This window comes from Afipia sp. GW821-FHT14H12, assembly GCF_058803465.1.
Map to the genome: position 1 here is coordinate 1,373,036 of NZ_JBXAOZ010000001.1, position 22,943 is coordinate 1,395,978.

18 protein-coding genes and 1 tRNA gene are annotated in these 22,943 nt (G+C 63.6%); 10 read left to right on the forward strand and 9 right to left on the reverse strand.

Going from position 1 to position 22,943, the window contains the following annotated elements:
* Window positions 1-54 precede the first annotated feature (54 nt).
* Entirely contained in the window at window positions 55-1,620 is a 1,566-nt protein-coding gene (locus AC1RNA_RS06800) for an SGNH/GDSL hydrolase family protein (protein WP_492950570.1), read from the forward strand.
* A 195-nt stretch (window positions 1,621-1,815) separates the two neighbouring features.
* Window positions 1,816-2,196 (forward strand): DUF1236 domain-containing protein, encoded by a 381-nt coding sequence (locus AC1RNA_RS06805; protein WP_197083236.1) that lies wholly within the window; start codon window positions 1,816-1,818, stop codon window positions 2,194-2,196.
* A 67-nt stretch (window positions 2,197-2,263) separates the two neighbouring features.
* On the opposite strand, the gene AC1RNA_RS06810 is transcribed toward AC1RNA_RS06805, so the two are convergent.
* Entirely contained in the window at window positions 2,264-3,721 is a 1,458-nt protein-coding gene (locus AC1RNA_RS06810) for a glutamate synthase subunit beta (RefSeq protein WP_492950571.1), read from the reverse strand.
* Between the two features lie 130 nt (window positions 3,722-3,851).
* Entirely contained in the window at window positions 3,852-8,621 is a 4,770-nt protein-coding gene (gltB, locus tag AC1RNA_RS06815; protein WP_492950572.1) for a glutamate synthase large subunit, read from the reverse strand.
* Between the two features lie 479 nt (window positions 8,622-9,100).
* Here gltB and AC1RNA_RS06820 point away from each other — a divergent pair, with 479 nt between their 5' ends.
* Complete coding sequence (locus AC1RNA_RS06820; protein ID WP_492950573.1) at window positions 9,101-9,898, forward strand: hypothetical protein; 798 nt, start codon at window positions 9,101-9,103, stop codon at window positions 9,896-9,898.
* A 42-nt stretch (window positions 9,899-9,940) separates the two neighbouring features.
* On the opposite strand, the gene AC1RNA_RS06825 is transcribed toward AC1RNA_RS06820, so the two are convergent.
* The gene (locus AC1RNA_RS06825) at window positions 9,941-10,399 is read right to left on the reverse strand and encodes a carboxymuconolactone decarboxylase family protein (RefSeq protein WP_492950574.1); all 459 of its coding nucleotides are present in this window, start codon (window positions 10,397-10,399) and stop codon (window positions 9,941-9,943) included.
* Between the two features lie 106 nt (window positions 10,400-10,505).
* Here AC1RNA_RS06825 and AC1RNA_RS06830 point away from each other — a divergent pair, with 106 nt between their 5' ends.
* Window positions 10,506-11,378: a sigma-70 family RNA polymerase sigma factor gene (locus AC1RNA_RS06830; RefSeq protein ID WP_009337420.1), complete on the forward strand. Its 873-nt coding sequence runs from the start codon at window positions 10,506-10,508 to the stop codon at window positions 11,376-11,378.
* Between the two features lie 61 nt (window positions 11,379-11,439).
* On the opposite strand, the gene AC1RNA_RS06835 is transcribed toward AC1RNA_RS06830, so the two are convergent.
* Window positions 11,440-11,904: an Hsp20 family protein gene (locus AC1RNA_RS06835; RefSeq protein WP_009337419.1), complete on the reverse strand. Its 465-nt coding sequence runs from the start codon at window positions 11,902-11,904 to the stop codon at window positions 11,440-11,442.
* A gap of 274 nt (window positions 11,905-12,178) precedes the next feature.
* Between AC1RNA_RS06835 and AC1RNA_RS06840 the strand changes: the two genes are divergently transcribed.
* Window positions 12,179-13,123: an alpha/beta fold hydrolase gene (locus AC1RNA_RS06840; protein ID WP_040297733.1), complete on the forward strand. Its 945-nt coding sequence runs from the start codon at window positions 12,179-12,181 to the stop codon at window positions 13,121-13,123.
* Window positions 13,124-13,138: 15 nt separating this feature from the next.
* Here AC1RNA_RS06840 and AC1RNA_RS06845 read toward each other — a convergent pair whose 3' ends face one another.
* The gene (locus AC1RNA_RS06845) at window positions 13,139-13,894 is read right to left on the reverse strand and encodes a sulfite exporter TauE/SafE family protein (protein ID WP_492950575.1); all 756 of its coding nucleotides are present in this window, start codon (window positions 13,892-13,894) and stop codon (window positions 13,139-13,141) included.
* Window positions 13,895-13,990: 96 nt separating this feature from the next.
* Between AC1RNA_RS06845 and AC1RNA_RS06850 the strand changes: the two genes are divergently transcribed.
* Window positions 13,991-14,887, forward strand: coding sequence for a LysR family transcriptional regulator (locus AC1RNA_RS06850; RefSeq protein ID WP_040297975.1), 897 nt, complete (start codon window positions 13,991-13,993; stop codon window positions 14,885-14,887).
* 4 nt (window positions 14,888-14,891) lie between these two features.
* On the opposite strand, the gene hisN is transcribed toward AC1RNA_RS06850, so the two are convergent.
* The gene (hisN, locus tag AC1RNA_RS06855; RefSeq protein WP_009337415.1) at window positions 14,892-15,674 is read right to left on the reverse strand and encodes a histidinol-phosphatase; all 783 of its coding nucleotides are present in this window, start codon (window positions 15,672-15,674) and stop codon (window positions 14,892-14,894) included.
* Between the two features lie 569 nt (window positions 15,675-16,243).
* A complete protein-coding gene (locus AC1RNA_RS06860; RefSeq protein ID WP_197083237.1) occupies window positions 16,244-17,131 on the reverse strand; it encodes an N-formylglutamate amidohydrolase in 888 nt (295 codons plus the stop codon).
* A gap of 187 nt (window positions 17,132-17,318) precedes the next feature.
* Here AC1RNA_RS06860 and cpdR point away from each other — a divergent pair, with 187 nt between their 5' ends.
* Window positions 17,319-17,687, forward strand: a complete 369-nt coding sequence (gene cpdR, locus AC1RNA_RS06865; RefSeq protein ID WP_002718512.1) for a cell cycle two-component system response regulator CpdR — start codon at window positions 17,319-17,321, stop codon at window positions 17,685-17,687.
* A gap of 3 nt (window positions 17,688-17,690) precedes the next feature.
* Here the strand turns inward: cpdR and AC1RNA_RS06870 are convergent, their stop codons facing one another.
* Window positions 17,691-18,143: a DMT family transporter gene (locus AC1RNA_RS06870; RefSeq protein WP_492950576.1), complete on the reverse strand. Its 453-nt coding sequence runs from the start codon at window positions 18,141-18,143 to the stop codon at window positions 17,691-17,693.
* A gap of 147 nt (window positions 18,144-18,290) precedes the next feature.
* Between AC1RNA_RS06870 and AC1RNA_RS06875 the strand changes: the two genes are divergently transcribed.
* From AC1RNA_RS06875 to AC1RNA_RS06885, 3 genes are all read left to right on the forward strand, one after another.
* Window positions 18,291-18,365 (forward strand) — tRNA-Val (locus AC1RNA_RS06875).
* Between the two features lie 520 nt (window positions 18,366-18,885).
* Entirely contained in the window at window positions 18,886-20,013 is a 1,128-nt protein-coding gene (gene nirK / locus AC1RNA_RS06880) for a copper-containing nitrite reductase (protein ID WP_009337412.1), read from the forward strand.
* 7 nt (window positions 20,014-20,020) lie between these two features.
* Window positions 20,021-20,962: an SUMF1/EgtB/PvdO family nonheme iron enzyme gene (locus AC1RNA_RS06885; RefSeq protein ID WP_492950577.1), complete on the forward strand. Its 942-nt coding sequence runs from the start codon at window positions 20,021-20,023 to the stop codon at window positions 20,960-20,962.
* Between the two features lie 75 nt (window positions 20,963-21,037).
* Here AC1RNA_RS06885 and AC1RNA_RS06890 read toward each other — a convergent pair whose 3' ends face one another.
* Window positions 21,038-22,942, reverse strand: a complete 1,905-nt coding sequence (locus AC1RNA_RS06890; RefSeq protein ID WP_492950578.1) for a nitric oxide reductase activation protein NorD — start codon at window positions 22,940-22,942, stop codon at window positions 21,038-21,040.
* Window position 22,943: the final 1 nt, after the last annotated feature.

The following is a 22,943-nucleotide window of genomic DNA, read 5'->3' on the forward strand; positions in this document are numbered from 1 at the left end:
GGCCGGATTCAGCTAGTATAAAGGCGTTCCCGACGGAGCCGGCTGAAAGGCGCGATGCGACATTGGTGGCGATATATCCGGCGCGAAAGCGCGGGGCTTGCGGCGTTCGCGGTCGCGGGCGTGCTGGCGTTCGCCATGGTCGCGCCTGCCTCGGCGCAACTGTTCGATTTCGGCTTCGGGCGCAGCAGGCCGGTGCCTCCGCGCGAAGTGCCGCGGGGCGGCGGCGGGTTCTTCCCGTCCTTCCGCGATGGCTTCTTCGGCGACCGGGCGCCCGCGCCGCAGCCGCAACAGCCGCGCGTGGACTATTCGCATCCGCCCGCGCCCGAGAAGCGCGACACCGTGGCCGAGCAGAACGTGCTGGTGATCGGCGATGCGATGGCCGACTGGCTGGCCTACGGCCTCGAGGACGCGCTGGCCGAGACGCCGGAGCTTGGCGTCATCCGCAAGGCCAAGACGGTCTCCGGTCTGATCCGCTACCAGCCCAAGGGCGAGCCGTCGGACTGGGCGGCCGCCGCGAAGGAGATTCTCGCCAGCGAGCATCCCGACGTGATCGTGGTGATGCTCGGCCTGCACGACCGAATTCCGATCCACGAGAAGGTCGAGAAGACCGACAAGGATAAGAAGAAGGGCAAGAAGGGCGCGAAGGAGAAGGACGGCAAACCTGACGCCAACAAGGCCGACGCGAGCAAGCCCGGCGAGGCTGAAGCCGCGCCGCCCGATACGGCCAGCTCCGATGACGAGGAAGACGCAGCGCCCCCGGAGAGGACCGCGCCCGCTGCCAACGGCATCGCCAATTTCCGCGATCCGCGCTGGGTCGAACTCTACAACCGCAAGATCGAGGAATTGATCGGTATCCTGAAAGCCAAGGGCGTGCCGGTGTTGTGGGTCGGCCTGCCCGCCGTGCGCGGCACCAAATCGACATCCGACATGCTGTTCCTCGATGCGCTGTATCGTGACGCCGCCGGCAAGGCCGGCATCACCTATGTCGATGTGTGGGACGGCTTCGTCGATGACGCGGGCCGCTATTTGCAGCAGGGCCCGGACTTCGAGGGCCAGATCCGCCGCCTGCGTTCCTATGACGGCGTGTTCTTCACCAAGGCGGGTGCGCGCAAGCTCGCCCATTACACCGAACGCGAGATCCGTCGCGTGCTGGCCGCACGCTCCTCGCCGCTGTCGCTGCCGAGCGAAGCGCCGGACAACAGCGTCAACGTCAAGCCGGGCGTGGCCGGTCCGCGTCCGATGGCGGGGCCGGTGGTGCCGCTGGTGGCATCGTCCGTCAGCGCGGATCAGTTGCTCGGCGGCGTGGGCTCCCGGCCTGCGGCGGTCGATGCGCTGGCTGCGCGCACGCTGGTGAAGGGCGAGCCGCTCTCGCCGCCTGCGGGACGCGCCGATGATTTCAGTTGGCCGCGCCACGAAATCGGCAAGCTCGAAGCGCCTCCGACGCCGGCAGGCAGTGTCGCCACGCTCGATGGCGAGAAGCCAGCCGCGCCGAAGCCGAAGAAGCGGGCGCCGCAAGCCACATCGAACAACGGCTTCTTCGATCCCAGCCGTCCGCAGCAGCAGCGGCCGCGCACGATCGCGCCTTCGGCGGCAAGCTCCGGATTCTTTTTCTTCCGCTAAAAAATATATCGCTCGTCGCGGAACTTGCTCGCGCGAACGACAGCGCCTTGCGGGACAAGCCGTGTTTCAACTTGCGCCTTGTTCCCGGCATGTTTCTCACATTTTGGCCCCGGAATCGGGACCGTCATTTCCGGAACGCCCGCTCGCCTTGCCGGTTAACATGCGTCAATCGATCAAGGGAGACAGGTCATGAAGATGAAGACAACGATTGCAGTCGCGGCCCTGGTTCTGGCGCCTGCTTTGGCCCACGCGCAGAACGTCGTTCGCGACAGTGCGCGCGGCGGCGCGGAGGCGGGCGGTGCGGTTCTCGGCGCGCCGGGCGCGATCGTGGGTGGTACGGTTGGTGCCGCGGTCGGCACGGCTGCCGCGATTCCGGATGCCGTGATCAGCTCGGTGCGCGGCGAGCGCGTGCCGTCGGTCGTGGTGCATGAGCGTGTCGCCGTGGGCGAGCCGCTGCCGGAGACGGTGGTGCTGCATGAGGTGCCGCGTTATCGCGAGTACCGTTATGCCGTGGTCAACGACCAGCGTGTGATCGTCGATCCGCGCACCCGCCGGATCATCCGCGTCGTTGAGTAAGTCGGCGCAAGCAAAAACCCCGCCGTGTTCGCACGGCGGGGTTTTTGTTGTGAGTATGGATTGGGGCTTAACGCGGCAGCGTGGTCGATCCCATCAAATGCTGGTCGATCGAGGCGGCGCACTGGCGGCCTTCGCGGATCGCCCACACCACGAGCGACTGGCCGCGGCGCATGTCGCCCGAGGCGAATACTTTCGCGACCGAGGTCTTGTAGTCGCTGGTCGCGGCGTGGACATTGCCTCGCTGATCAAGGTCGACGCCGAGCGACTTCAGCAGCCCCTCGTGCACCGGATGCACGAAACCCATCGCCAGCAGAACGAGGTCAGCAGGGAGTTCGAATTCGGTGCCGGGCACCGGCTGGAATTTGGCGTCGACATGGATGCCGTGCAGCTTCGCCACCTTGCCGTTCTCGCCGGAGAACTTCTGCGTCATCACGGCGTAGTCGCGCACAGCGCCTTCCGCCTGGCTCGACGAGATGCGCAGCTTCAACGGCCAGTAAGGCCAGACCAGCGGCTTGTTCTCGCGCGCGGGCGGCTCGGGGAGGATTTCAAGCTGCGTCACGGACTTCGCGCCCTGACGCACCGAGGTGCCGATGCAGTCCGAACCGGTGTCGCCACCGCCGATCACGATGACATGCTTGCCGGTGGCCAGAATCTCGCTCACGCCGTCGAGCGATTCCTTGCCGACGCGGCGGTTCTGCTGCGGCAGGAAATCCATCGCGTAATGGATGCCGGCGAGTTCGCGGCCGGGCACCGGCAGGTCGCGCGGGGCTTCGGCGCCGCCGGTCAGCGCGATGGCGTCATAGGTCTTGAGCAGTTCCTTCGGGTCGATCGCGCCGGGCGAAGTGCCGCCGACCGCCTTGCCGTAGTGAAACACGACGCCTTCCGCTTCCATCTGCTTGATGCGGCGGTCGATGGTCCACTTCTCCATCTTGAAGTCGGGAATGCCGTAGCGGAGCAGGCCACCGGCCTTGGCGTGCTTCTCGAAGACATGCACCTCATGGCCGACGCGCGCGAGCTGCTGCGCGCAGGCGAGGCCCGCGGGACCCGAGCCGACGACGGCGATCTTCTTGCCGGTCTTCTCGGCGGCGATTTCCGGCGGCAGCCAGCCGTTTTCCCACGCGCGCTCGACGATGGCGTGCTCGATGCTCTTGATGGTGACCGGGCTGTCGATGATGTTCAGCGTGCAGGAGGCCTCGCAGGGCGCGGGGCAGATGCGGCCGGTGAATTCGGGGAAGTTGTTAGTCGAGTGCAGGTTGCGCGAGGCTTCCTGCCAGTTGCCCCTGTAGACGAGATCGTTCCAGTCCGGGATCTGGTTGTTGACCGGGCAGCCGGGCGTGCCGGGTGCGACCGAACCGGTGCCATGGCAAAACGGCACGCCGCAGTTCATGCACCGCGCGGCCTGATCGCGCAGCTCTTTCTCCGACAGCGGAACGACGAACTCGTTGAAATTCTTCACACGCTCCGCGACCGGCTGATAGCTGCGGTCGTGACGATCGAATTCGAGAAACCCCGTGATCTTACCCATAGTAACCTAACGCCCCGATCCATTCAGTCATTCCGGGATGTGCCAACGGCGCAGACCCGGAATCTTGATCCTACGTTTGCGAGATTCCGGATCGGCCGCCGTGCGGCCGCTCGGAATGACGCGTTGAACCCTATGCACCGATCGCGATGGGGCGCTCGGCTTCCCTCTTTGCCTTGATCTCGCGCAGGGCGCGGCGGTACTCGACCGGCATCACCTTGCGGAACATCGGCAGGTACTTCTTCCAGTTCGCCAGAATCTCGGCGGCGCGCTTCGATCCGGCATACTTGGCGTGACGCTCGATCAGCACGCGCAGGCGCTTGATGTCGTCGGCGAGAAGGTCCTCGAACACATCGACGCGACCGTGCGCTTCGAGATCCTCGTGCATGTGGTACTCGCTCTCGGCGATCATCTCCTCGGAGAGCACCGGCTCGAGCTCGACCATCGCCATGTTGCAGCGCTTGGCGAAGGTGTTGTCCTCGTCGAGCACATAGGCGACGCCGCCGGACATGCCCGCCGCGAAGTTGCGGCCGGTCTTGCCCAGCACGACGACGATGCCGCCGGTCATGTATTCGCAGCCATGGTCGCCCACGCCCTCGATCACCGCGATCGCACCGGAGTTACGCACGGCGAAACGCTCGCCGGCGATGCCGCGCAGGTAAGCCTCGCCCTGAATCGCGCCGTACAGCACCGTGTTGCCGACGATGATCGACTCTTCCGGCACGATGGCGGAGTTCTGCGGCGGGCGCACGATGAGGCGGCCGCCCGACAGGCCCTTGCCGACATAGTCGTTGCCTTCGCCTTCGAGGTCGAAGGTGATGCCGTTGCAGAGCCACGCGCCGAACGCCTGACCGGCGGTGCCCTTGAGGTGCACATGCACGGTGTCGTGCGGCAGGCCGGCGTGGCCGTAACGCTTGGCGAGCGCGCCCGCGAGCATCGCGCCCGCGCTGCGGTCGGTATTGTGGATTTCGGTCTCGATCTTCACTGGCGCGCCACGGTCGAGGGCTGCCTGCGCTTCCTTGATGAGCTTGCGGTCCAGCACCTCTTCGAGGTGATGGTTCTGCGGCTCGTTGTGATAGATGACCTGACCCTTTTCTTCCTTCTGCTTGTAGAACAGCTTGGAGAAGTCGAGGCCCTTGGCCTTCCAGTGCGCGACGAGGCGGGTCTGGTCGAGCATCTGGCTCTGGCCCACCATCTCGTTGAAGGTGCGGTAGCCGAGGCCCGCCATGATCTCGCGCACTTCTTCGGCGACGAAGAAGAAGAAGTTGATGACGTGCTCGGGCTGGCCGGTGAAACGCTTGCGCAGTACCGGGTCCTGCGTCGCAACGCCGACCGGGCAGGTGTTGAGGTGGCACTTGCGCATCATGATGCAGCCCGCCGCGATCAGCGGCGCGGTGGCGAAGCCGAATTCGTCAGCTCCGAGCAGCGCGCCGATCACGACGTCGCGGCCGGTGCGGAAACCGCCGTCGACCTGCACGGCGATGCGCGAGCGCAGCCGTTCGCGCACCAGCGTCTGGTGGGTTTCGGCGATGCCGACTTCCCACGGCGAGCCCGCGTGCTTGATCGAGGTCAGCGGCGACGCGCCGGTGCCGCCCTCGAAGCCCGAAATGGTGACGTGGTCGGCGCGCGCCTTGGCGACGCCTGCGGCGACCGTGCCGACGCCGATCTCGGAGACGAGCTTCACCGACACCTGACCTTCGGGGTTGACGTTCTTCAGGTCGTAGATGAGCTGCGCGAGATCTTCGATCGAATAGATGTCGTGGTGCGGCGGCGGCGAAATCAGGCCGACGCCCGGCGTCGAGTGGCGCACCTTGGCAATCGTGGCGTCGACCTTGTGGCCGGGCAACTGGCCGCCTTCGCCGGGCTTTGCGCCCTGCGCCATCTTGATCTGCATCATGTCGGAGTTGACGAGGTATTCCGTCGTCACGCCGAAGCGGCCGGAGGCGACCTGCTTGATCGCCGAGCGCATCGAATCGCCGTTCGGCATCGGCTTGAAGCGGTCGGATTCCTCGCCGCCTTCGCCGGTGTTCGACTTGCCGCCGATCCGGTTCATCGCGATCGCGAGCGTGGTGTGCGCCTCGCGGGAAATCGAGCCGTACGACATCGCGCCGGTGGCGAAACGCTTGACGATATCCTTGGCGGGCTCGACCTCGTCGAGCGGCACAGGCTTGCGCTTGTCGTCCTCGGCGGTCTTGAGGCGGAACAGGCCGCGCAGCGTCAGCAGCTTCTCGGCCTGCTCGTTGATCTGCTTGGCGAAGGCGCGATAGCGGTCCTGCGAATTGCCGCGCACCGCATGTTGCAGCGTGGCGACCGAGTCCGCGGTCCATGCATGGTCCTCGCCGCGGGTGCGCAGCGCGTATTCGCCGCCGAAATCGAGGAAGCTCTTGTAGATCTGGTCATCGCCGAACGCCATGGTGTGGCGGCGCACGGTTTCCTCGGCGATCTCGGCGAGGCCTACGCCCTCGATGCGGGAGTGGGTGCCGGTGAAGTATTTCGCGATGAAGTCGGTCTTCAGGCCGATGGCGTCGAAAATCTGCGCGCCGCAATAGGACTGATAAGTCGAGATGCCCATCTTCGACATGACCTTCAAAAGGCCCTTGCCGATCGCCTTGATGTAACGCTTGACCGCTTCCTTGCCGTCCGGCGTGCCGGGCAACTGGTCCCGCATCGCGACGATGCTCTCGAACGCGAGGTAGGGGTTGATGGCTTCGGCGCCGTAGCCCGCGAGACAGGCGAAGTGATGCACTTCGCGCGGCTCGCCCGATTGCACGACGAGGCCGACCGAGGTGCGCAGGCCGGTGCGGATCAAGTGGTGATGCACGGCGGCGCAGGCGAGCAGCGAGGGAATCGGGATCCGGTCGCTGCCGGTGGCGCGGTCGGACAGGATGATGATGTTGTGGCCTTCGCGCACGGCGGCTTCGGCGCGCGCGCAAAGCTCATCGAGCACCTGCTCCATTCCGGCGGCGCCGAGCCCCGCATGGAAGGTGGTGTCGAGCGTACGCGACTTGAACTGCGATTCCGCGATCTCGGAGATCGAGCAGATCTTCTCGAGGTCCTCATTGGTGAGGATAGGCTGGCGCACTTCGAGGCGCTTGTTCTTCGACATGCCTTCGAGATCGAACAGGTTCGGGCGCGGACCGATGATGGAGACGAGGCTCATCACCGCTTCCTCGCGGATCGGATCGATCGGCGGGTTCGTCACCTGCGCGAAGTTCTGCTTGAAATAGGTGAACAGCGGCTTCGGCTTGTCGGACAGCGCCGACAGCGGCGTATCGGTGCCCATCGCGCCGATCGCTTCCTCGCCCAAGGTCGCCATCGGCGTCATCAGCACCGCGAGGTCTTCCTGCGTGTAGCCGAATGCCTGCTGGCGATCGAGCAGCGACAGGTTCGACTTCTGCGCGCTCTTGGCGGCGGGCGCCTGCAATTCTTCGAGCACGATCTGGGTGTTGTCGAGCCACGCACGATAAGGATGGCTCGCCGCGAGTTGCGCCTTGATCTCGTCGTCGGGGATGAGACGGCCCTGTTCGAGATCGACCAGCAGCATCTTGCCCGGCTGCAGCCGCCACTTGGTGACGATCTGGTCTTCGGGAATCGGCAGTACGCCCATTTCGGACGCCATCAGGATGCGGTCGTCCTTGGTGACGAGATAGCGCGCCGGACGCAGGCCGTTGCGGTCGAGCGTCGCGCCGATCTGGCGGCCGTCGGTAAAGGCGAGCGCGGCGGGGCCGTCCCACGGCTCCATCAGCGCGGCGTGATATTCGTAGAAGGCGCGGCGCTCCTCATCCATCAGCGGATTGCCGGCCCATGCTTCGGGCACCAGCATCATCATGGCATGCGCCATCGAGTAGCCGCCCTGCACCAGGAATTCGAGCGCGTTGTCGAAGCAGGCGGTGTCGGACTGGCCTTCGTAGGAGATCGGCCACAGCCGCTCGATATCCTTGCCGAACAGGTCGGACTTCACCGAGGCCTGACGCGCGGCCATCCAGTTGACGTTGCCGCGCAGCGTGTTGATTTCGCCGTTGTGGGCGATCATGCGGTATGGGTGCGCGAGCGACCAGGCCGGGAACGTGTTGGTCGAGAAGCGCTGATGCACCAGTGCGAGCGCGCTGATGAAGTCGCTCTCGTGCAGGTCGGGATAGTACTTGCCGAGTTGGTCGGCGAGGAACATGCCCTTGTAGACGATGGTGCGCGTCGAGATCGACACCGGGTAGTAGCCGGAGAGGCCGCGTTCGCGGCGCTGATAGATCGCGTTCGAAATCGACTTGCGCAGGATGTAGAGCTTGCGCTCGAATTCTTCCTCGCTGCCGGTGAGGGTGCCGCGGCCGATGAAGACCTGCATGTGCGCGGGTTCGGTCGGCTTCACGGTGACGCCGAGCGAGGAATTGTCGCTCGGCACGTCGCGCCAGCCGAGCAGCTTCATGCCCTCGGCGGCCACCTGATCGGCGATGATGCTCTGGATGACGGTGCGCCAGGAATCGTCGCGCGGCATGAACAGCGCGCCGACGGCGTAATCGCCGGGCTTCGGCAGGGAGAAGCCAAGTTCCTTGGTCTTGCGAACGAAGAAATCGTGCGGGATCTGAACCAGGATGCCCGCGCCGTCGCCGGCGCGCGGGTCGGCGCCGACGGCGCCACGGTGTTCGAGATTGCACAGGATGCTGATCGCGTCGGTGACGATCTGGTGGGACTTCTTGCCCTTGATGTTGGCAATGAAGCCGACGCCGCAGGAGTCCTTTTCAAGGGAGGGGTCGTACAGACCCTCGGCCGGCGGACGCCAAGTATGCTCGCGAGCATGTTCGACGGCGTGAGCGCTGGCGCCATGTTGTGTCCGTTCAGGCCGGCCATCGCCAACCTGAACCATCCCTGGTGCTTGGGCACCGCCTGCGTCGCGCTCGAACTTGCTCATCTTGTGCCTCGAACCCTCTCAAGGGCCTTCTTTACTCGTCGTCCAGCCGCACCCACGGCGTTGGCGGTTTGCTCGGACTCCCATGGACCGAAGTCCTGGGCCGAGAACCGCCCACCAATGGGACGAGCTCGTGTCAAAAGTGCAGGCTCGCGGGCACCTGTCCGGCGCGAGCGAGCGGTCTTTTCGGGCAGGAGCCGGAATCGGACCCGTCATCCTGCCTGAAATCCCGGCAAAATATGGGACAGTATTACTGTCCTACCTCCGAGATTGCCAAACTTTTTTCTATCACACAAGCACATCGGAGTCCCTGCCGGGATGCATGACTCACAACGTGAGAGATTGCCTTGTTTTCCCCGAGATCTTTGGCCGCAAAGAATCTCGTTCCGGCCCAAGCCCGGCCCATTCCTCGCCGGAATCCCCGGCAAGATAGGTCCCGAAACTGTCGAAGTTCGGGGCTGTGGATGACAGGGAGGCGGTCGATGAAGCTGTTTGCTTCGATTTGCGTGGGAACGGTCATGGCGGCGGGCATCGCCACCGTGCCTGCGCGCGCTCAGGTCATTCAGATTGTGCAGGCCAAGATTATTCAGGTCGCCGACGTCCTTAGAAGCGATGACGGTGCATATGACCGTGGCGCGTATGTCGGGCCGCCGGAGCCGGTGCCGATGGGAGACGACACCGTTATTCTCGCTCCGGATGAAATTCCGGGAATCCTGCGCCAGCAGGGCTTTTCCCAACTCGGCCCGGTGTTCCGGCGCGGCTGGGTCTACACCGTCGCGGTGCTGAACCAGAACGGCGACGACGGGCGCCTGATCGTCGATGCGCGCACCGGGGAGCCGATCCGCTTCGTCCCGGCCATGCGGATGGATTCGCGGCTGCGCGACGAACTCGACCGCATGTATGGGCCGCCGGGTCCGCCGCCCGCGCGGTTCGCGCAGCCTTATGGCAATCCGCCGCCGCGCCGGGATTATCCGTCGCGCACGGCAAGCCATGGCGTGCCGGCTGCTTCGGCGCATCACGCGGCGCCGCTCAAGCGCGCGGCGAAGGCGATCGCGAAGACGGCTCCGAAGCCCAATCCGACGACGACTGCGATTGCGCCAGCCAAGCCGTCGGCACCATCGTCTGCTGCACAAACGGCTCAATTGTCCGGAACGTCCGGCTCGGCCCCCAAGGATACGCCTAAGCCCGAGACAAAGGTTGAGGCCAAGCCTGCGCCGGATGCGGACACGATCGAGCTGAAGCCGACCGGGCCGATGCCGCCGGTACAGCCGATGGATTGAGACATCAAAAAGGGCGGCCGATGACCGGCCGCCTTTTTTGTTTCAAGGCTTCCAGAAGCCCGCCTGCTGCCTGGTCGCGATGTTGAGGCGATTCCAGACATTGATGCTGGCGATCGTCAGCAGCAGAGAGGCGATATCGGTCTCGTTGTAATGGCGTATCAGTTCGTCCCAGATTTTGTCGGGAACGGGATCGGCCCTGTCGCTGAGCCGCGTCATGGCCTCGGTGAGGGCGAGGGCTGCGCGTTCGGCGGCCGTGAAGTAGGGCGTGTCGCGCCAGGCCGCGACGGCAAAGAGCCGCTCATCGGTTTCGCCGGCTTTCTTCGCGATCCGCCAATGGCCGTCGATACAGACGCTGCATCCGTTGATCTGGCTGGCGCGCAGGCACAGCAGTTCATGGAATGTCACGGGGATATTGCCTTTCTTCGCCGCTTCATTGAGGGCGCCGAGCGCCTTCATGGCGTCGGGATTGAGCAAGGCCGGGTTGTTCATACGTGCTTGCATCGGAAATCTCCTTCTGACTTTTTGACGCTGTGGTTCCCGCCGATGTCACATTCGGCTGGATCGGTTCGTCAGGCAGGTGACGAAGCAGGCTGCGGAGATGTGACCGATGAGCGAACAAAATTTTCTGGCGGAGAGGTTCGAGGCCAACCGCGCGCATTTGCGGGCCGTCGCTTACCGGATGCTGGGCTCGCGCAGCGAGGCGGAGGACGCGGTTCAGGAAGCGTGGCTGCGGCTCGGCCGCGCCGACACCAATGAGATCAAAAATCTTGGCGGCTGGCTGACGACCGTGGTGGCGCGGATCTGTCTCGACATGCTGCGCGCGCGCAAGTCGCGGCGCGAGGAGCAGCTGGGGCCGCATGTTCCGGAACCCGCCGATAATGAAAACGGCGAACAGGAAATTGCGGATTCCATCGGGGCTGCACTGCTGATCGTGCTCGATACGCTGTCACCGGCCGAGCGTCTGGCCTTCGTGCTGCATGACATGTTCGCTGTGCCGTTCGAGGACATCGCGCCGATTGTCGGGCGTCAGCCTGCCGCCGCGCGGCAACTGGCGAGCCGCGCTCGCCGCCGCGTGCAAGGCGCTTCGGCAAAACCCGAGGTCGAGACGCCCGAGGCCGATCTCAGCCGTCAGCGCGTAATCGTCGATGCATTTCTTGCGGCCTCCAAGAATGGCGACTTCGAAGCGCTGTTGTCGGTGCTCGATCCGGAGGTCGTGTTCAGGTCGGATGCGGTGGCGGCGAAAATGGGCGGCGCGGTCGAATTGCGCGGTGCCGAGGCGGTGGCCAACACCTTCAAGGGGCGCGCGCAGGCGGCGCAGCCTGCGGTGGTCGATGGTGCAATGGCGATTGCGGTGGTGTTCGGCGGCCGGCTCCGCCTCGTGCTGGAGCTTCGCATCGTGGGCGACCGCATTGCCGGCATTCAGGCCGTCGCCGACCCGGACCGCATAAAGGGGTTCGACGTCGCGATCCTCAACACATGAAAAACGCCCCGGCGGATGCCGGGGCGCAGTTGCGGGAGAAGTATGTCGTCGTGACGGGCGATCAGGCCGCCTGTTTGCCGTCCGTCGTGACGGGCTTCGGCGCCGGACCGTTGCTGATCGGAATCTGGCGCGGTTTGGCGGCTTCCGGAATCTCGCGAACGAGATCGACGTGAAGCAGGCCGTTCTCGAGCGAGGCGTTCTTCACCTGCACGAAATCGGCAAGCTGGAAGCTGCGCTCGAATGCGCGCGAGGCGATGCCGCGATACAGCACTTCGTTCTGGCTGTTCTCGTTCGCGACCTTCTCGCCCTTGATCGTCAGCGTGTTCTCCTTCGCGACGATGGAGATGTCATTTTGCGAGAAGCCGGAGACGGCGACCGTAATCCGGAAGTCGTTCTCGCCGGTCCGTTCGATGTTGTAGGGCGGATAGCCGTTGCCGCCATCACCCGCGGCCTGATCGAGCAGCGAGAACAGCCGGTCGAAGCCGACGGTGGAACGATAGAAGGGGGTGAGATCGAAAGTACGCATGTTAGTCCTCCATTGAGCGACCGGCGCGTATGACACGAGAGGGATTCCGGCTGTCGGCCGGAAGGTTTGTCTCGCAAGCACAACGCGCGGCTCTTTTTCCAAAGAGCAGACAACCCGCCGGATTGGCCGGGTTTTCGTTCTGCGTGCAGCCTTAACTGGCCTGCACGAAACTGATATGGGTGAAGCAGAAAACGTGTTCAAGAGGGGCTGCGGCGAGTTTTCCGGCGCGTTCCGACCCGTTAACATTCGTGCCATCCCGTCTGGTTTTCCCTTCATGACGCTGCTTTCCATTCCTGCCAATCCGGTGCCGGACGATGTCGTTTCCGGCACCATCAAGGCCCGCGACGGCGTGGAGTTGCGTTTCGCGCGATGGGCGCCGCCCGCCGGGCGCAAGGGCACGGTCTGTGTCTTCACCGGGCGCGGCGAGTGCATCGAGAAATATTTCGAGACGGTGCGCGATCTGCGCGCGCGGGGCTTTGCGGTTGCGATGATCGACTGGCGGGGCCAAGGCCATTCGGCGCGGCAGTTGAGCGACTACCGCAAGGGCTATGTCCGCAGCTTCAGGGATTATGAGGCCGACGTCGCCGCTTTCGTGCAGCAGGTGGTGATGCCGGACTGCCCGCCGCCTTATTTCGCGCTGGCGCATTCGATGGGCGGCGCGGTGCTGTTGCGGGTGCTGCATGGCGGTTCGCGCTGGTTCGACCGTATCGTGATGACCGCGCCGATGATCGACCTGCCGGGCCGCACGACTGGCTGGCCGATCCGCACTTTGATCCGCACCATGCGGTTTGCCGGGATGGGCGGAAACTACATTCCGGGCGGCAGCAGCAAGCTGGTCGGCACCGGGCCGTTCGCGGAGAATCCGGTGACGAGCGATCCGGTGCGCTATGCGCGCAATGCTTCCATTCTGGAGGAAGACCCGACGCTCGGCATCGCCTCGCCGACGGTCGGGTGGACCGATGCCGCGTTCCGCACCATCCTCGGCTTCCGCGCGACGACCTATCCCTCGCGCATTCGCCAGCCGTTGCTGCTGATTGCGGCGAGCCATGACACCGTGGTGTCCACGGCGGCGATCGAGGAGTTCGCCTATCACCTGCGAACCGGATCGCATCTCGTGATCGCGGGGGCGAAACACGAGATCCTGCAGGAGCAGGATCGCTACCGCGCCCAGTTCTGGGCCGCGTTCGACGCCTTCGTTCCCGGCACGCCGCTGTTCTAGGATACGCCAGCCGATCTACAGCAGGTGCAACTGCACGATCTTGTTGATCGCCAGATAGGCGCCAAGGGTAATCATCGAATACAGGAACCAGCGCCGGAAGGTTTCGGGCGGCAATCGCCGCCGCAGCGTTTGGCCGAGATACATGCCGATCAGCGCCGTCGCGAGGCCGAGGGCTGACGGCAGGGCCACGTCGCGCGTGAGAAAGCCCGCGTGCGACAGGTTGAACAGCATCGCGGTGGTCGAGGTGGTGAAGAACACGCCGAGCGCCTGAATGAACTCGTCGCGTTCCATGCCGAGCGCCTGCAGGTAGGGCATGGTCGGGATCGCCTGCACGCCGGTCGCGGCGGCGATCAGTCCCGAGACGTAGCCGCAGACCGCGCCGATCCACGTCTCTTTCCCCTTCGGCAGATAGAACTGGGCGCGCGCCAGGGCGACGATGGAATACACCACGAGCAGGATGCCGAGCAGGATGGTGCCGTAAGGCGCATAGGGGCCGGACAAGAAACCCATGCCCGACCAGACGCCGAGGCAGGTGCAGAGCAGGAGCGGCCACAGCCTCCTGACGATGTCCTTCAGATAGGGGCCGCTGAAGGTTTGCCAGATGTTGGTCAGGATCGCCGGAACGATGACGATGGCGATCGCGTGGGCCGGCGGCATGCTGGTCGCGAGCAGGCCGATGACGATGGTCGGCAACGCCATGCCGATCACGCCTTTCACGAATCCGGCAAGCATGAAGACGAAAGCGATGGCGAAGAGAATCGGGTCAAGCATGGCGCGCACATTGACCGGGACGGCGGCTCCGCACAATCTGGAGGTTACGGAGAAAGCCTTCGGATAGGCCGAAGGCTGGTGGAAAAGCTGGTGCCGGTGCGGCCGTTCGATCTCATCGACCTCAATCTGTTCGTCGCGGTGGCCGAGGCGGGCAATATCACCCGCGCCGCGAGCCGCGCAGGCCTCGCGCTCGCCTCCGCCAGCGCGCGGATCAGGCATCTGGAGGAGGCGCTTGGCGTCACCCTGCTGGAGCGGCAGCGGCTCGGCGTGAAGCTGACGCCGGCCGGAGAAAAGCTGCTCGATCATGCGCGGCTGGTGCTGCATCAGGTGGCCGAGATGCGCAGCGAGGCCGCGTCCTATACCGGCGGCGTCAGGGGCCATATCCACGTCCTCGCCAACACCTCGGCGGCCAGCGAGCATCTGCCGCGAACGCTTGCGCCGTTTCTGGCGAAGCATCCCGCGATCAGCATCGATGTCGAGGAGCGCAAGAGCGCGGATATCGCGTTGGCGCTGGCCTCGGGCATCGGCGATATCGGCGTCGCCGTCGAAAGCGCGATGGGCGAAGGACTCGATCATTTCCGCTTCTGCGGCGACCGGCTGGTGCTGATCTGCGCGCGCACCGACGAACTGGCGCGGCGGCGGCAGATCGGGTTTGCCGGGATCGCGGATCGCCCTTTTGTCGGCCTCTCGGAAGGCTCCGCGCTGCAGGATCATCTCGCCGCCCATGCGGCGCGGCTCGGACGGCGGCTCAACATGCGCGCGCGGATCAAGACGTTCGACGCGATCGGGCGGCTGGTGGAGGCGGGCGCGGGTGTTGCGATCATTCCCGAGATCGCCGCGCGGCGTTGCGCGCAGGCCATGAAGATCAAGGCGGTGCGGATCAGCGATCCGTGGGCAGACCGGCAGTTGGCGATTGCGACGCGCGCCGGCCACGCCCTGCCGAAGGCGGCGCGGCAGCTTCTGGATTATCTGAAAACGGTCGCGCAGGCGTGAAGCGTCAGCCCTGCAGCATCTTCAGCACGGTGTCGTGCAGCCGCTTGTCGCCGGAGGCGACGATACGCCCGCCGTGTTCGGCACCTTCACCTTCCCACGTGGTCATGATGCCGCCCGCGCCGTGCACGATCGGAATCAGCGCCGCGACATCGTGCGGCTTCAGCTCGGTCTCGATGACGATATCGAGATGACCGGCCGCGAGCATGCAATAGGAGTAGCAATCGCCGCCGTAGCGCGACAGCCGCACTTCCTGCTCGACATGTGAGAACTGCGCGCGGTCGGCGTCGTTCATCAGGCGGGGGCTCGTTGTGAACAACGTCGCCTCAGCCAGTGAGGCGCAGCGGCGGGTGGAGAGTTTTCGCTTGCCGGTGCGGCCTTGATAGAGTGCCGCGCCGTTGTCGCCGGAAAACCGCTCGCCGATATAGGGCTGATGCATCATGCCGTAAGCGGGCTGACCGCGATGGGTGAGCGCGATCAGCGTGCCCCAGATCGGCATACCGGAAATGAACGATTTGGTGCCGTCGATCGGATCCAGCACCCAGACATATTCGGCGTCGGGGCGCTCGGTGCCGAATTCCTCGCCGATGATGCCGTGCTGGGGAAAGCTCTCCTTGATCATCCGCCGCATCACCGCTTCGGCGCCGCGGTCCGCCTCGGTGACGGGGTCGAGGTCGCGTCCGGCATTCTTGTTGTCGATGCCGAGAGAGGTGCGGAAGAACGGCAGGATGGTGTCGCCGGAGGCCGAAGCCAAGCGTTCGATGAAGGCAGTAAAATCGATGACCGTCACGGAGAACCTTTTTGTTGTTTGCTGCTTTGGCCTGTGCGGCGCGTCGCTGCCTTGCCTGGAAGACCTGGTTCAGCGTCCTGGAATTCGACGCGCTGAAAAAGAGTGTAGCCCGGAGCAAACGCCGGACAGCAAAAGAATACGCAACGCGCACAATTTCTGAGCAAAGATTCTATTCAAGCGCCGCAACATGAATGGCCGTCATAAGACTGACTTCATAATTCATAACTTGGTCTAAGATTTTGCTGTCTTGCCATGCGGTTAACATTATAACTGATTGAAATCACAGAGTCGTTATTGCGAACCGTCGTGCAGTTTTGCCGTTTCGGCATGTTCTGAACGCATGGCTAATTGAACGATTGGACTTGAATTTGGGTGCGGTGCAATGCATATTGATGCAACGCGATAGCGCGATGCGCTGTTGCTGCCCTCCTTGGGCGTTTCCTCCCTAGACTTAGGCCACTCGCTTGCGAGTGGCCTTTTTTCTTGCCCGCATGTTTTTTATCGGGCCCGCTGCCAGCCACGCAGAATTATGCGCTTCGAGCCGCGCCGAGCGTCGGGATGGATCGGCTTTATTCCGCCGCTGCCTCGAACGGGCCGGATGCATCGAAACGCAATGCCGTCAGTTCTTCCGCCAATGCGGAGAAATCGGCCGCCACTTTCCGGAATTGCGGGCCACGCTCGCGCCGCCGCTCGTCCATGTAGATCGCGCGGTTGAGCTCGATCTGGATCGCATGCAGGCCGCTTGCGGGATTGCCGTAATGCTCGGTGATGAAGCCGCCGGCATAGGGCTTGTTGCGCCCGACGCTGTAGCCGAGGTTGGTGAAGATGTCCTCGACCGTATCGGCGAGCGCCGCCGCGCATGAGGTGCCGTAGCGGTCGCCGAGCACGACGTCGGGGCGGCGCTTGTCCTCGCGCGACACGCCGACGGACGGCATCGAGTGGCAATCCGCGACGATGGCGTAGCCGAACAATTGCTGTGCCTTGGTCGCGAGCCGCCGCAATGCGCGGTGATAGGGCTTGTAGAGCAGGTCGATCCGCGCCAGCGCCTCGTTCACCGACAGCCGCTCGCGATAGATTTCCTGCCCGTCGCCGATGACGCGGGGAATGGTCCCGAGCCCGCCCGCGACCCGCATCGAGCGGGTGTTGGCGAAGCTCGGCAGCCGGTCGTCGAACATCCGGGGATCGAGTTCATAGGGTTCGCGGTTGACGTCGACATAGCAGCGCGGAAAGTGCACCCGCATCACCGGAAAGCCCTCGTCGGCGAGGTGGCCGACGATCTCGTCCATGAAGGAATCCTCCGACCGGCGCAGCATGTCGTGGTCGATGCGCGTCGCGGCGAGGAATTCTGCCGGGTAGACCGAGCCCGAATGGGGTGAGTTGAAGATGATCGGGGCGCGCCACGTTTCCGGTTCGTGAATCTCGAACGGAGGAGAAATTGCGTCGTCAAACTCGTCGATCATTGGGCTCCTTCGGGTAGCCACGCCTCGGCACGGTGGCCGGGTGTGACACCCTTTTCTACAGCATCCCGATTGTCCATAAAGGCTTCCATTCGGGCAAGAGCGAGGGCACCTTCACCCGAAATTTACCCTCTGTCGGTCAGATGGGGGAACCAACCGAAATTCCCAACCCGGATTCCCGACTGCCATGAATATCCAGCATAAAATTCTCCTGGCCGAAGACGATAACGACATGCGCCGCTTTCTGGTGAAAGCGCTGGAGAATGCCGGTTTTCAGGTCTCGTCCTACGACAACGGACTGTCAGCCTATCAGAGGTTGCGGGAAGAACCCTTTGAAATGCTTCTAACCGATATCGTGATGCCGGAAATGGACGGCATCGAGCTCGCCCGCCGGGCCTCGGAACTCGATCCCGACATCAAAATCATGTTCATCACCGGCTTCGCTGCGGTGGCGCTGAATTCCGATTCGGAAGCCCCCAAGAACGCCAAGGTGCTGGCCAAGCCTGTGCATCTGCGCGAATTGGTGAGCGAAGTGAACAAGATGCTGGCCGCCTGAGATTCAGGCCCGGATCAGCACCACCCCGAGCACCAAGAGGGCGCAACCGGCCAGCCGCGGCAGGTCGATGCTGTGCTGGGGCACGCCGAGAATGCCGTAATGGTCGAGCGCGATCGACATCAGCATCTGGCCGGTGACGAACAGCGCCAGCAGCGTGGCCGCGCCGAGCCGCGGCAAAAGCAGGATCGCGGCCACCACATAGACCGCGCCGAACAGGCCGCCGAACCATGACAGCCACGAGGTTTTGGCGATATCGGCGCCCGTCAGCCAGGACGAGCCGCTGATGAAAACGTACACCGCCATCGCGATCGCGCCGCCGACATAGCTGATGAAAGCCGCCCACGAGGCGGAATGGAGGGCCGCGCGCAGGTCGGCATTGACGGCGGCCTGGAAAACGATCGACGCCCCGGCGACGATGGCGAATGCCGCCAGAGTGAGAAATTCCAGAATCCCCATGCTGATACCCCACGAATCCCGCTTGATGGCCAATAGTGGCCTTCCGTGGCGGTCAGGGACTAGGCGACTTTCGGACATCGCGGCTTGCGCCGCTGGGACCAAATCGATATAGGGTCGGCTTCCCGAACAGATGGACCGGGTTGGACCGGGCGCGTAGCTCAGCGGGAGAGCACTTCCTTGACATGGAAGGGGTCACAGGTTCGATCCCTGTCGCGCCCACCATCTTTCCCTGCTAAGCGCCGGGACTTTTCGCAACATCCCGATTGCCTCCAGGTCGTCGGGTCATTCGGCCCTCGTCGTGGCCGAGCCATAAGTCCCGCCGTTTCCCCGAAACCGGCGTTTTCCTCGACCTGCGAACGTGCGTTGCCATGAGGTGGCGGATCGTGTGTTGCGTAAACCGATCCATGTCACAGGTGAGCGCGAGCCGTTGAACGCTCCTTTTTATGGTGGCGATTGTCTGTTGGTCTTAGACCATCCGCGATCCTGTCGTTGACGAGGATCAAGCCGCAATTGCAGGCGTTGATCGTTCTCAATTTTTGATGATGGTCCGGCGTGCCCTGTCGGGAATGCAGCCGTGCAGTCATTGATTCAAATTCATGTTCGCGCGGCGATCGGGGCTTTCGGTAAAATTATATCGTACGAATGATTGTTTTAGTTTGCTTGAGTTTGTCGCTCCACAAAGAGGAGCGAGGCTTTACGGCAGATTGTCCATTACGGAATTCAAGCCGTGATGGAGGTTATCATGCTTACCCGCCGTACAATGCTCGCTTGCGCCGCCGTTTCAGCACTGTTGGTCACAGCTCCGGCATTGGCGGACGAACTGTCATCCCTGCCACACGTCAAGGTCAATCTGGTCGCGCCGCCTTTCATTCATCCGCATGAACAGGCCACCAAGGCTCCTCCCAGCGTCATCCAGTTCAGGATGGAGGTTCAGGAGAAGGAGCTGGTCATCGACAATGACGGCACCAAAATTCATGCCATGACCTTCAATGGCTCGGTGCCGGGCCCGATGATGGTGGTGCATCAGGGCGACTATGTCGAGTTGACGCTGATCAATCCCAGCACCAACACCTTGGCGCACAATATCGACTTCCATTCGTCCACTGGCGCGCTCGGCGGCGGTGCGTTGACGTTGATCAACCCCGGCGAACAGGTGGTGTTGCGATGGAAAGCAACTCGTGCCGGCGTGTTCGTCTATCACTGCGCGCCGGGCGGCTCGATGATTCCCTGGCATGTCGTCTCCGGCATGAACGGTGCCGTCATGGTGCTGCCGCGCGATGGACTGAAGGACGAGACCGGGAAGCCGCTGCACTACGACAAGGCGTACTACATCGGTGAGCAGGACTTCTACGTGCCGCGCGATGACAAGGGTAAGTACAAGACCTATGCATCGGCGGGGGATTCCTATCCCGACACGGTCGAAGTGATGCGGAAGCTCATTCCCACCCATGAAGTGTTCAACGGCCGGGTCGATTCGCTCACCGGCAAGAACGCCCTTCAGGCCAAAGTCGGGGAGAGGGTGCTGATCATCCATTCCCAGGCAAACCGGGACACGCGGCCTCATCTGATCGGCGGGCACGGCGACTATGTGTGGGAGACGGGCAAGTTCGCCAATCCGCCTGAGAAGGATCTCGAGACGTGGTTCATTCGTGGAGGCTCTGCGGGAGCTGCGCTCTACACGTTCCGCCAGCCGGGCATCTACGCATATGTGAATCACAACCTGATCGAGGCTGTGGAGCTTGGCGCGACCGCGCAATTCAAGGTCGATGGCAAGTGGGATGACGATCTGATGAAGCAGGTTCAGCCGCCGTCTCCGATCAAGCCGGCCGACAAGCTTGGTGCCTTGCAAAGGCCTCAAGGGAACATCTGATAGCGCAATGAAGGCAGGCAGTTTCCCGCTTCGGGAAACTGCCGATGGGGCCGATATCATGCTGACGCTGTTTTCGACGAAAGCCCTTCTCAAAATCACACTGGTCTCGTTTTTGCCGTTGGCTGCGGCCGGAGCGCCTTTCGCTTTTCATCGCGCTCCGGGTCAGGCGGTGACCGCGATTGAAACCGTCACGCTCGCGCCTGCGGAATTCTCCTATCGCGTCGCAGGCGATTTCAGCCGCGACCGGATGCCGGTGAACGCGCCGCTGGTTCGATCGCGACTTCCGGATTCACTGGTCGTCATGAAAGCAGAAGTCAGCGAAGCGGACTTCGGCCGTTGTGTGCAGGATGGAGCTTGCCGGGTGATCGCACAGGCGGGTTCGCTGCGATCCGACGTTCCGGTGACCGGCGTAAGCTGGGAGGATGCCATCGCCTATGCGCAATGGCTGTCCGGGAAGACCGGCGAAGTGTGGCGCTTGCCGACAGACGAAGAATGGGTCTTTGCCGCGGGATCGCGCGCCAAAGACGATGCGATCGAAACCGATACGACGGATTTCAGCCAGCGCTGGCTTGCCAAATACGAGCAGGAAGCCGCGCGCGAGCGCAATGGTGACCGCAGGCCGCGTACGACCGGAAGTTTTGGCATCAACGAGCATGGCTTGCTGGATGTTGCCGGAAATGTCTGGGAATGGACCGATACCTGCTTCATCCGGCACGATCTGGATTCCCAGAATCGCCCTGTCGGTGAGGCCACGACAAACTGCGGCGTGCGCGTGGTCCAGGGTGCGCATCGCAGCTATGTCAGCTCGTTCATTCGCGATGCGCGAGGCGGCGGTTGCAGCACTGGTACGCCGCCCGATAATCTGGGATTTCGCCTCGTTCGCGATGACCGGTCATGGTTGAAGCGTATGGTGGGGCGCGCATTCGAGCAATTGAAGCCAGCGGCCTGACACGGGAGCTGATGACCCCCGCGCTATCGTATCAAATACAAAAAGGAATGCCGCGGTTACGTTGCGCGTTGTGGGTCATGTCGTAATCTGGCGGTAGATCGCTGGCAGAGCTGCGGGAAGTCGCGCGATGTCCCGGACGATCGAATAGGCACCGCGCCCGAAGATATGCGGAAAGTAATCCCGGGCGTTCTCGTCGATGGTGACGCCGAACACCCGCAAGCCGGCTTTTCGCGCTTCGCGAATCGCCATTCGGGTATCCTCGATTCCGTAGCGGCCTTCGTAATGATCGATGTCGTTCGGCTTTCCATCGGTCAGCAGCAACAGTAGCTTGTGCCGTTGTGGCCGCTGCGCCAGTTCTGTGGTGACATGACGAACGGCGGCTCCGATGCGGGTATATTGCCCCGGCGTCAGCGCTTCGATTCTGCGAATGATCCGCCGGTCGAGAGGCTCGTCAAACTCCTTGATCGTTGAGACTGTCACGCTCGTGCGGCGTCGCGAGGTGAACGTATAGATGGCGTGTTCGTCGCCGCATGCCGTGAGACCATGTGTCAGCGCCAGCAACGCGCCTTTCTCGACATCGAGAACCCGGCGATCCTGCATCCATGCGTCGGTCGAAAGCGAAACGTCCATCAGAACGGCGAGTGAGAGATCGCGCGCTGCCGGCCGCGCATCGATGAATACGCGATCGGTCCCGGCTTCGCCCGCGCGACGGTCGGCGATCGTCCTGACAAGCATGGACAGATCGAGATCGTCGCCGTCGGGCTGGGCGTGGATGGTTTGGCGGCGCGGCCGCAGGGCCTCGAACTGGCGGCGCACGTAACGGATATTCCGCTGTGTAAGGGGATCTGCCGACCAGTCTTCGCCTTCTTCCGGGGCAGGCCCGGCGATTACCCGGCAATAATCGGGGCGGTAGGCTTGCCGCTTCCAGTCCCACTCCGGATAAACCCGTTCCGCAATCAGAGGCGTCGTCTCGGCCTCGCGCGGCGCCAGATCGAGATCGATTTTCAGGCGCGTTGCAGGGTTCTTCTTGTTGGAGCCGATCGTCAGCTCCGGCGTGTCCTCGGCGGCCTGGCGGGCGGAGTCCTCGTCGTCGTCCTCGACCTCGCGGTTGACGTTGATCATTTCGGCAAGGCTGAAAATGGTCTCGAAGCGATGCAGCATCAGCGGATCGCCCCTGTCGCTGCGGTCGGTCGATTTCCTGATGCCGGTGCGTCGCTTTGCATCGGGGGTAATGGCATCGCCGCCGGAATCGTCGGCCTCGGTATCGGGCGTGCCGGCGCCATCGGCGGCGATCTCACCCCACATCGGCACCGGCAACCAAGTCCGGTAACCGCGCGGCGCGACAAAGGCATTGAATTCGGTGTTCGTGGCGATGGCCTGCAGGATTCCGTCATGCTCCAGTGTGGCCGCGTTCAGCAGGCTGATGATAGCCGCCTCGATCTCGGCCTCCATCTTGGGCAATCCGCGCCTGGGCCTCACCTGCAGCGTTGCGGCTCGCAATCGTGCGTAGATTGGTGCGAGGCCCGGCCATGCAGCGAGCGCCGCGCGCGTTGTCCGTAACGCCGCTTGCAGACGATAAAGGTCGCTCCGCAACGGGTCGCTGTGATGACGCGGCTCCGTGGCATGGGCGAACCATGCGGCCAGCCATTCATAGAGCGCCTCGTTATCGCGTCTGTCGGGAAACAGATCGATCCGTGCAGGCAGGCGCAGCGTACTGGTATCGAGTGTCGGGCGCTCCAGCGCCTCTGTCCCGAGACCCACGGCCTGCTTGAGGCTCAGCCTGTGCCGGGAATGAGTTGCGGCGCCTGCCACGATGCGAATGGCGCCATCGCCTCCGAAGGCCCGGAACAACAACCCGATGCGTGTGCGCATGCTGTCGAGCGTCACAGCCGCGTCGGGATAGCCGCGATAGCTGCGGGACGAGCCGATCAGACGATGCCAGTATCGCCCGATCGTCTCTTCCGGCTCGAAGAGTGACATT

Excerpts from the sequence above, each read along its gene's own strand:
- AC1RNA_RS06830 (WP_009337420.1), top strand. The coding sequence starts at position 10,506 with ATGAGCGAACAAAATTTTCTGGCGGAGAGGTTCGAGGCCAACCGCGCG.
- AC1RNA_RS06805 (WP_197083236.1), top strand. The coding sequence starts at position 1,816 with ATGAAGACAACGATTGCAGTCGCGGCCCTGGTTCTGGCGCCTGCTTTG.
- AC1RNA_RS06840 (WP_040297733.1), top strand. The coding sequence starts at position 12,179 with ATGACGCTGCTTTCCATTCCTGCCAATCCGGTGCCGGACGATGTCGTT.
- AC1RNA_RS06820 (WP_492950573.1), top strand. The coding sequence starts at position 9,101 with ATGAAGCTGTTTGCTTCGATTTGCGTGGGAACGGTCATGGCGGCGGGC.
- nirK (WP_009337412.1), top strand. The coding sequence starts at position 18,886 with ATGCTTACCCGCCGTACAATGCTCGCTTGCGCCGCCGTTTCAGCACTG.
- AC1RNA_RS06870 (WP_492950576.1), bottom strand. The coding sequence starts at position 18,143 with ATGGGGATTCTGGAATTTCTCACTCTGGCGGCATTCGCCATCGTCGCC.
- AC1RNA_RS06800 (WP_492950570.1), top strand. The coding sequence starts at position 55 with ATGCGACATTGGTGGCGATATATCCGGCGCGAAAGCGCGGGGCTTGCG.
- AC1RNA_RS06825 (WP_492950574.1), bottom strand. The coding sequence starts at position 10,399 with ATGCAAGCACGTATGAACAACCCGGCCTTGCTCAATCCCGACGCCATG.
- gltB (WP_492950572.1), bottom strand. The coding sequence starts at position 8,621 with ATGAGCAAGTTCGAGCGCGACGCAGGCGGTGCCCAAGCACCAGGGATG.
- AC1RNA_RS06810 (WP_492950571.1), bottom strand. The coding sequence starts at position 3,721 with ATGGGTAAGATCACGGGGTTTCTCGAATTCGATCGTCACGACCGCAGC.
- AC1RNA_RS06885 (WP_492950577.1), top strand. The coding sequence starts at position 20,021 with ATGAAGGCAGGCAGTTTCCCGCTTCGGGAAACTGCCGATGGGGCCGAT.
- AC1RNA_RS06835 (WP_009337419.1), bottom strand. The coding sequence starts at position 11,904 with ATGCGTACTTTCGATCTCACCCCCTTCTATCGTTCCACCGTCGGCTTC.
- AC1RNA_RS06845 (WP_492950575.1), bottom strand. The coding sequence starts at position 13,894 with ATGCTTGACCCGATTCTCTTCGCCATCGCTTTCGTCTTCATGCTTGCC.
- cpdR (WP_002718512.1), top strand. The coding sequence starts at position 17,319 with ATGAATATCCAGCATAAAATTCTCCTGGCCGAAGACGATAACGACATG.
- AC1RNA_RS06890 (WP_492950578.1), bottom strand. The coding sequence starts at position 22,942 with ATGTCACTCTTCGAGCCGGAAGAGACGATCGGGCGATACTGGCATCGT.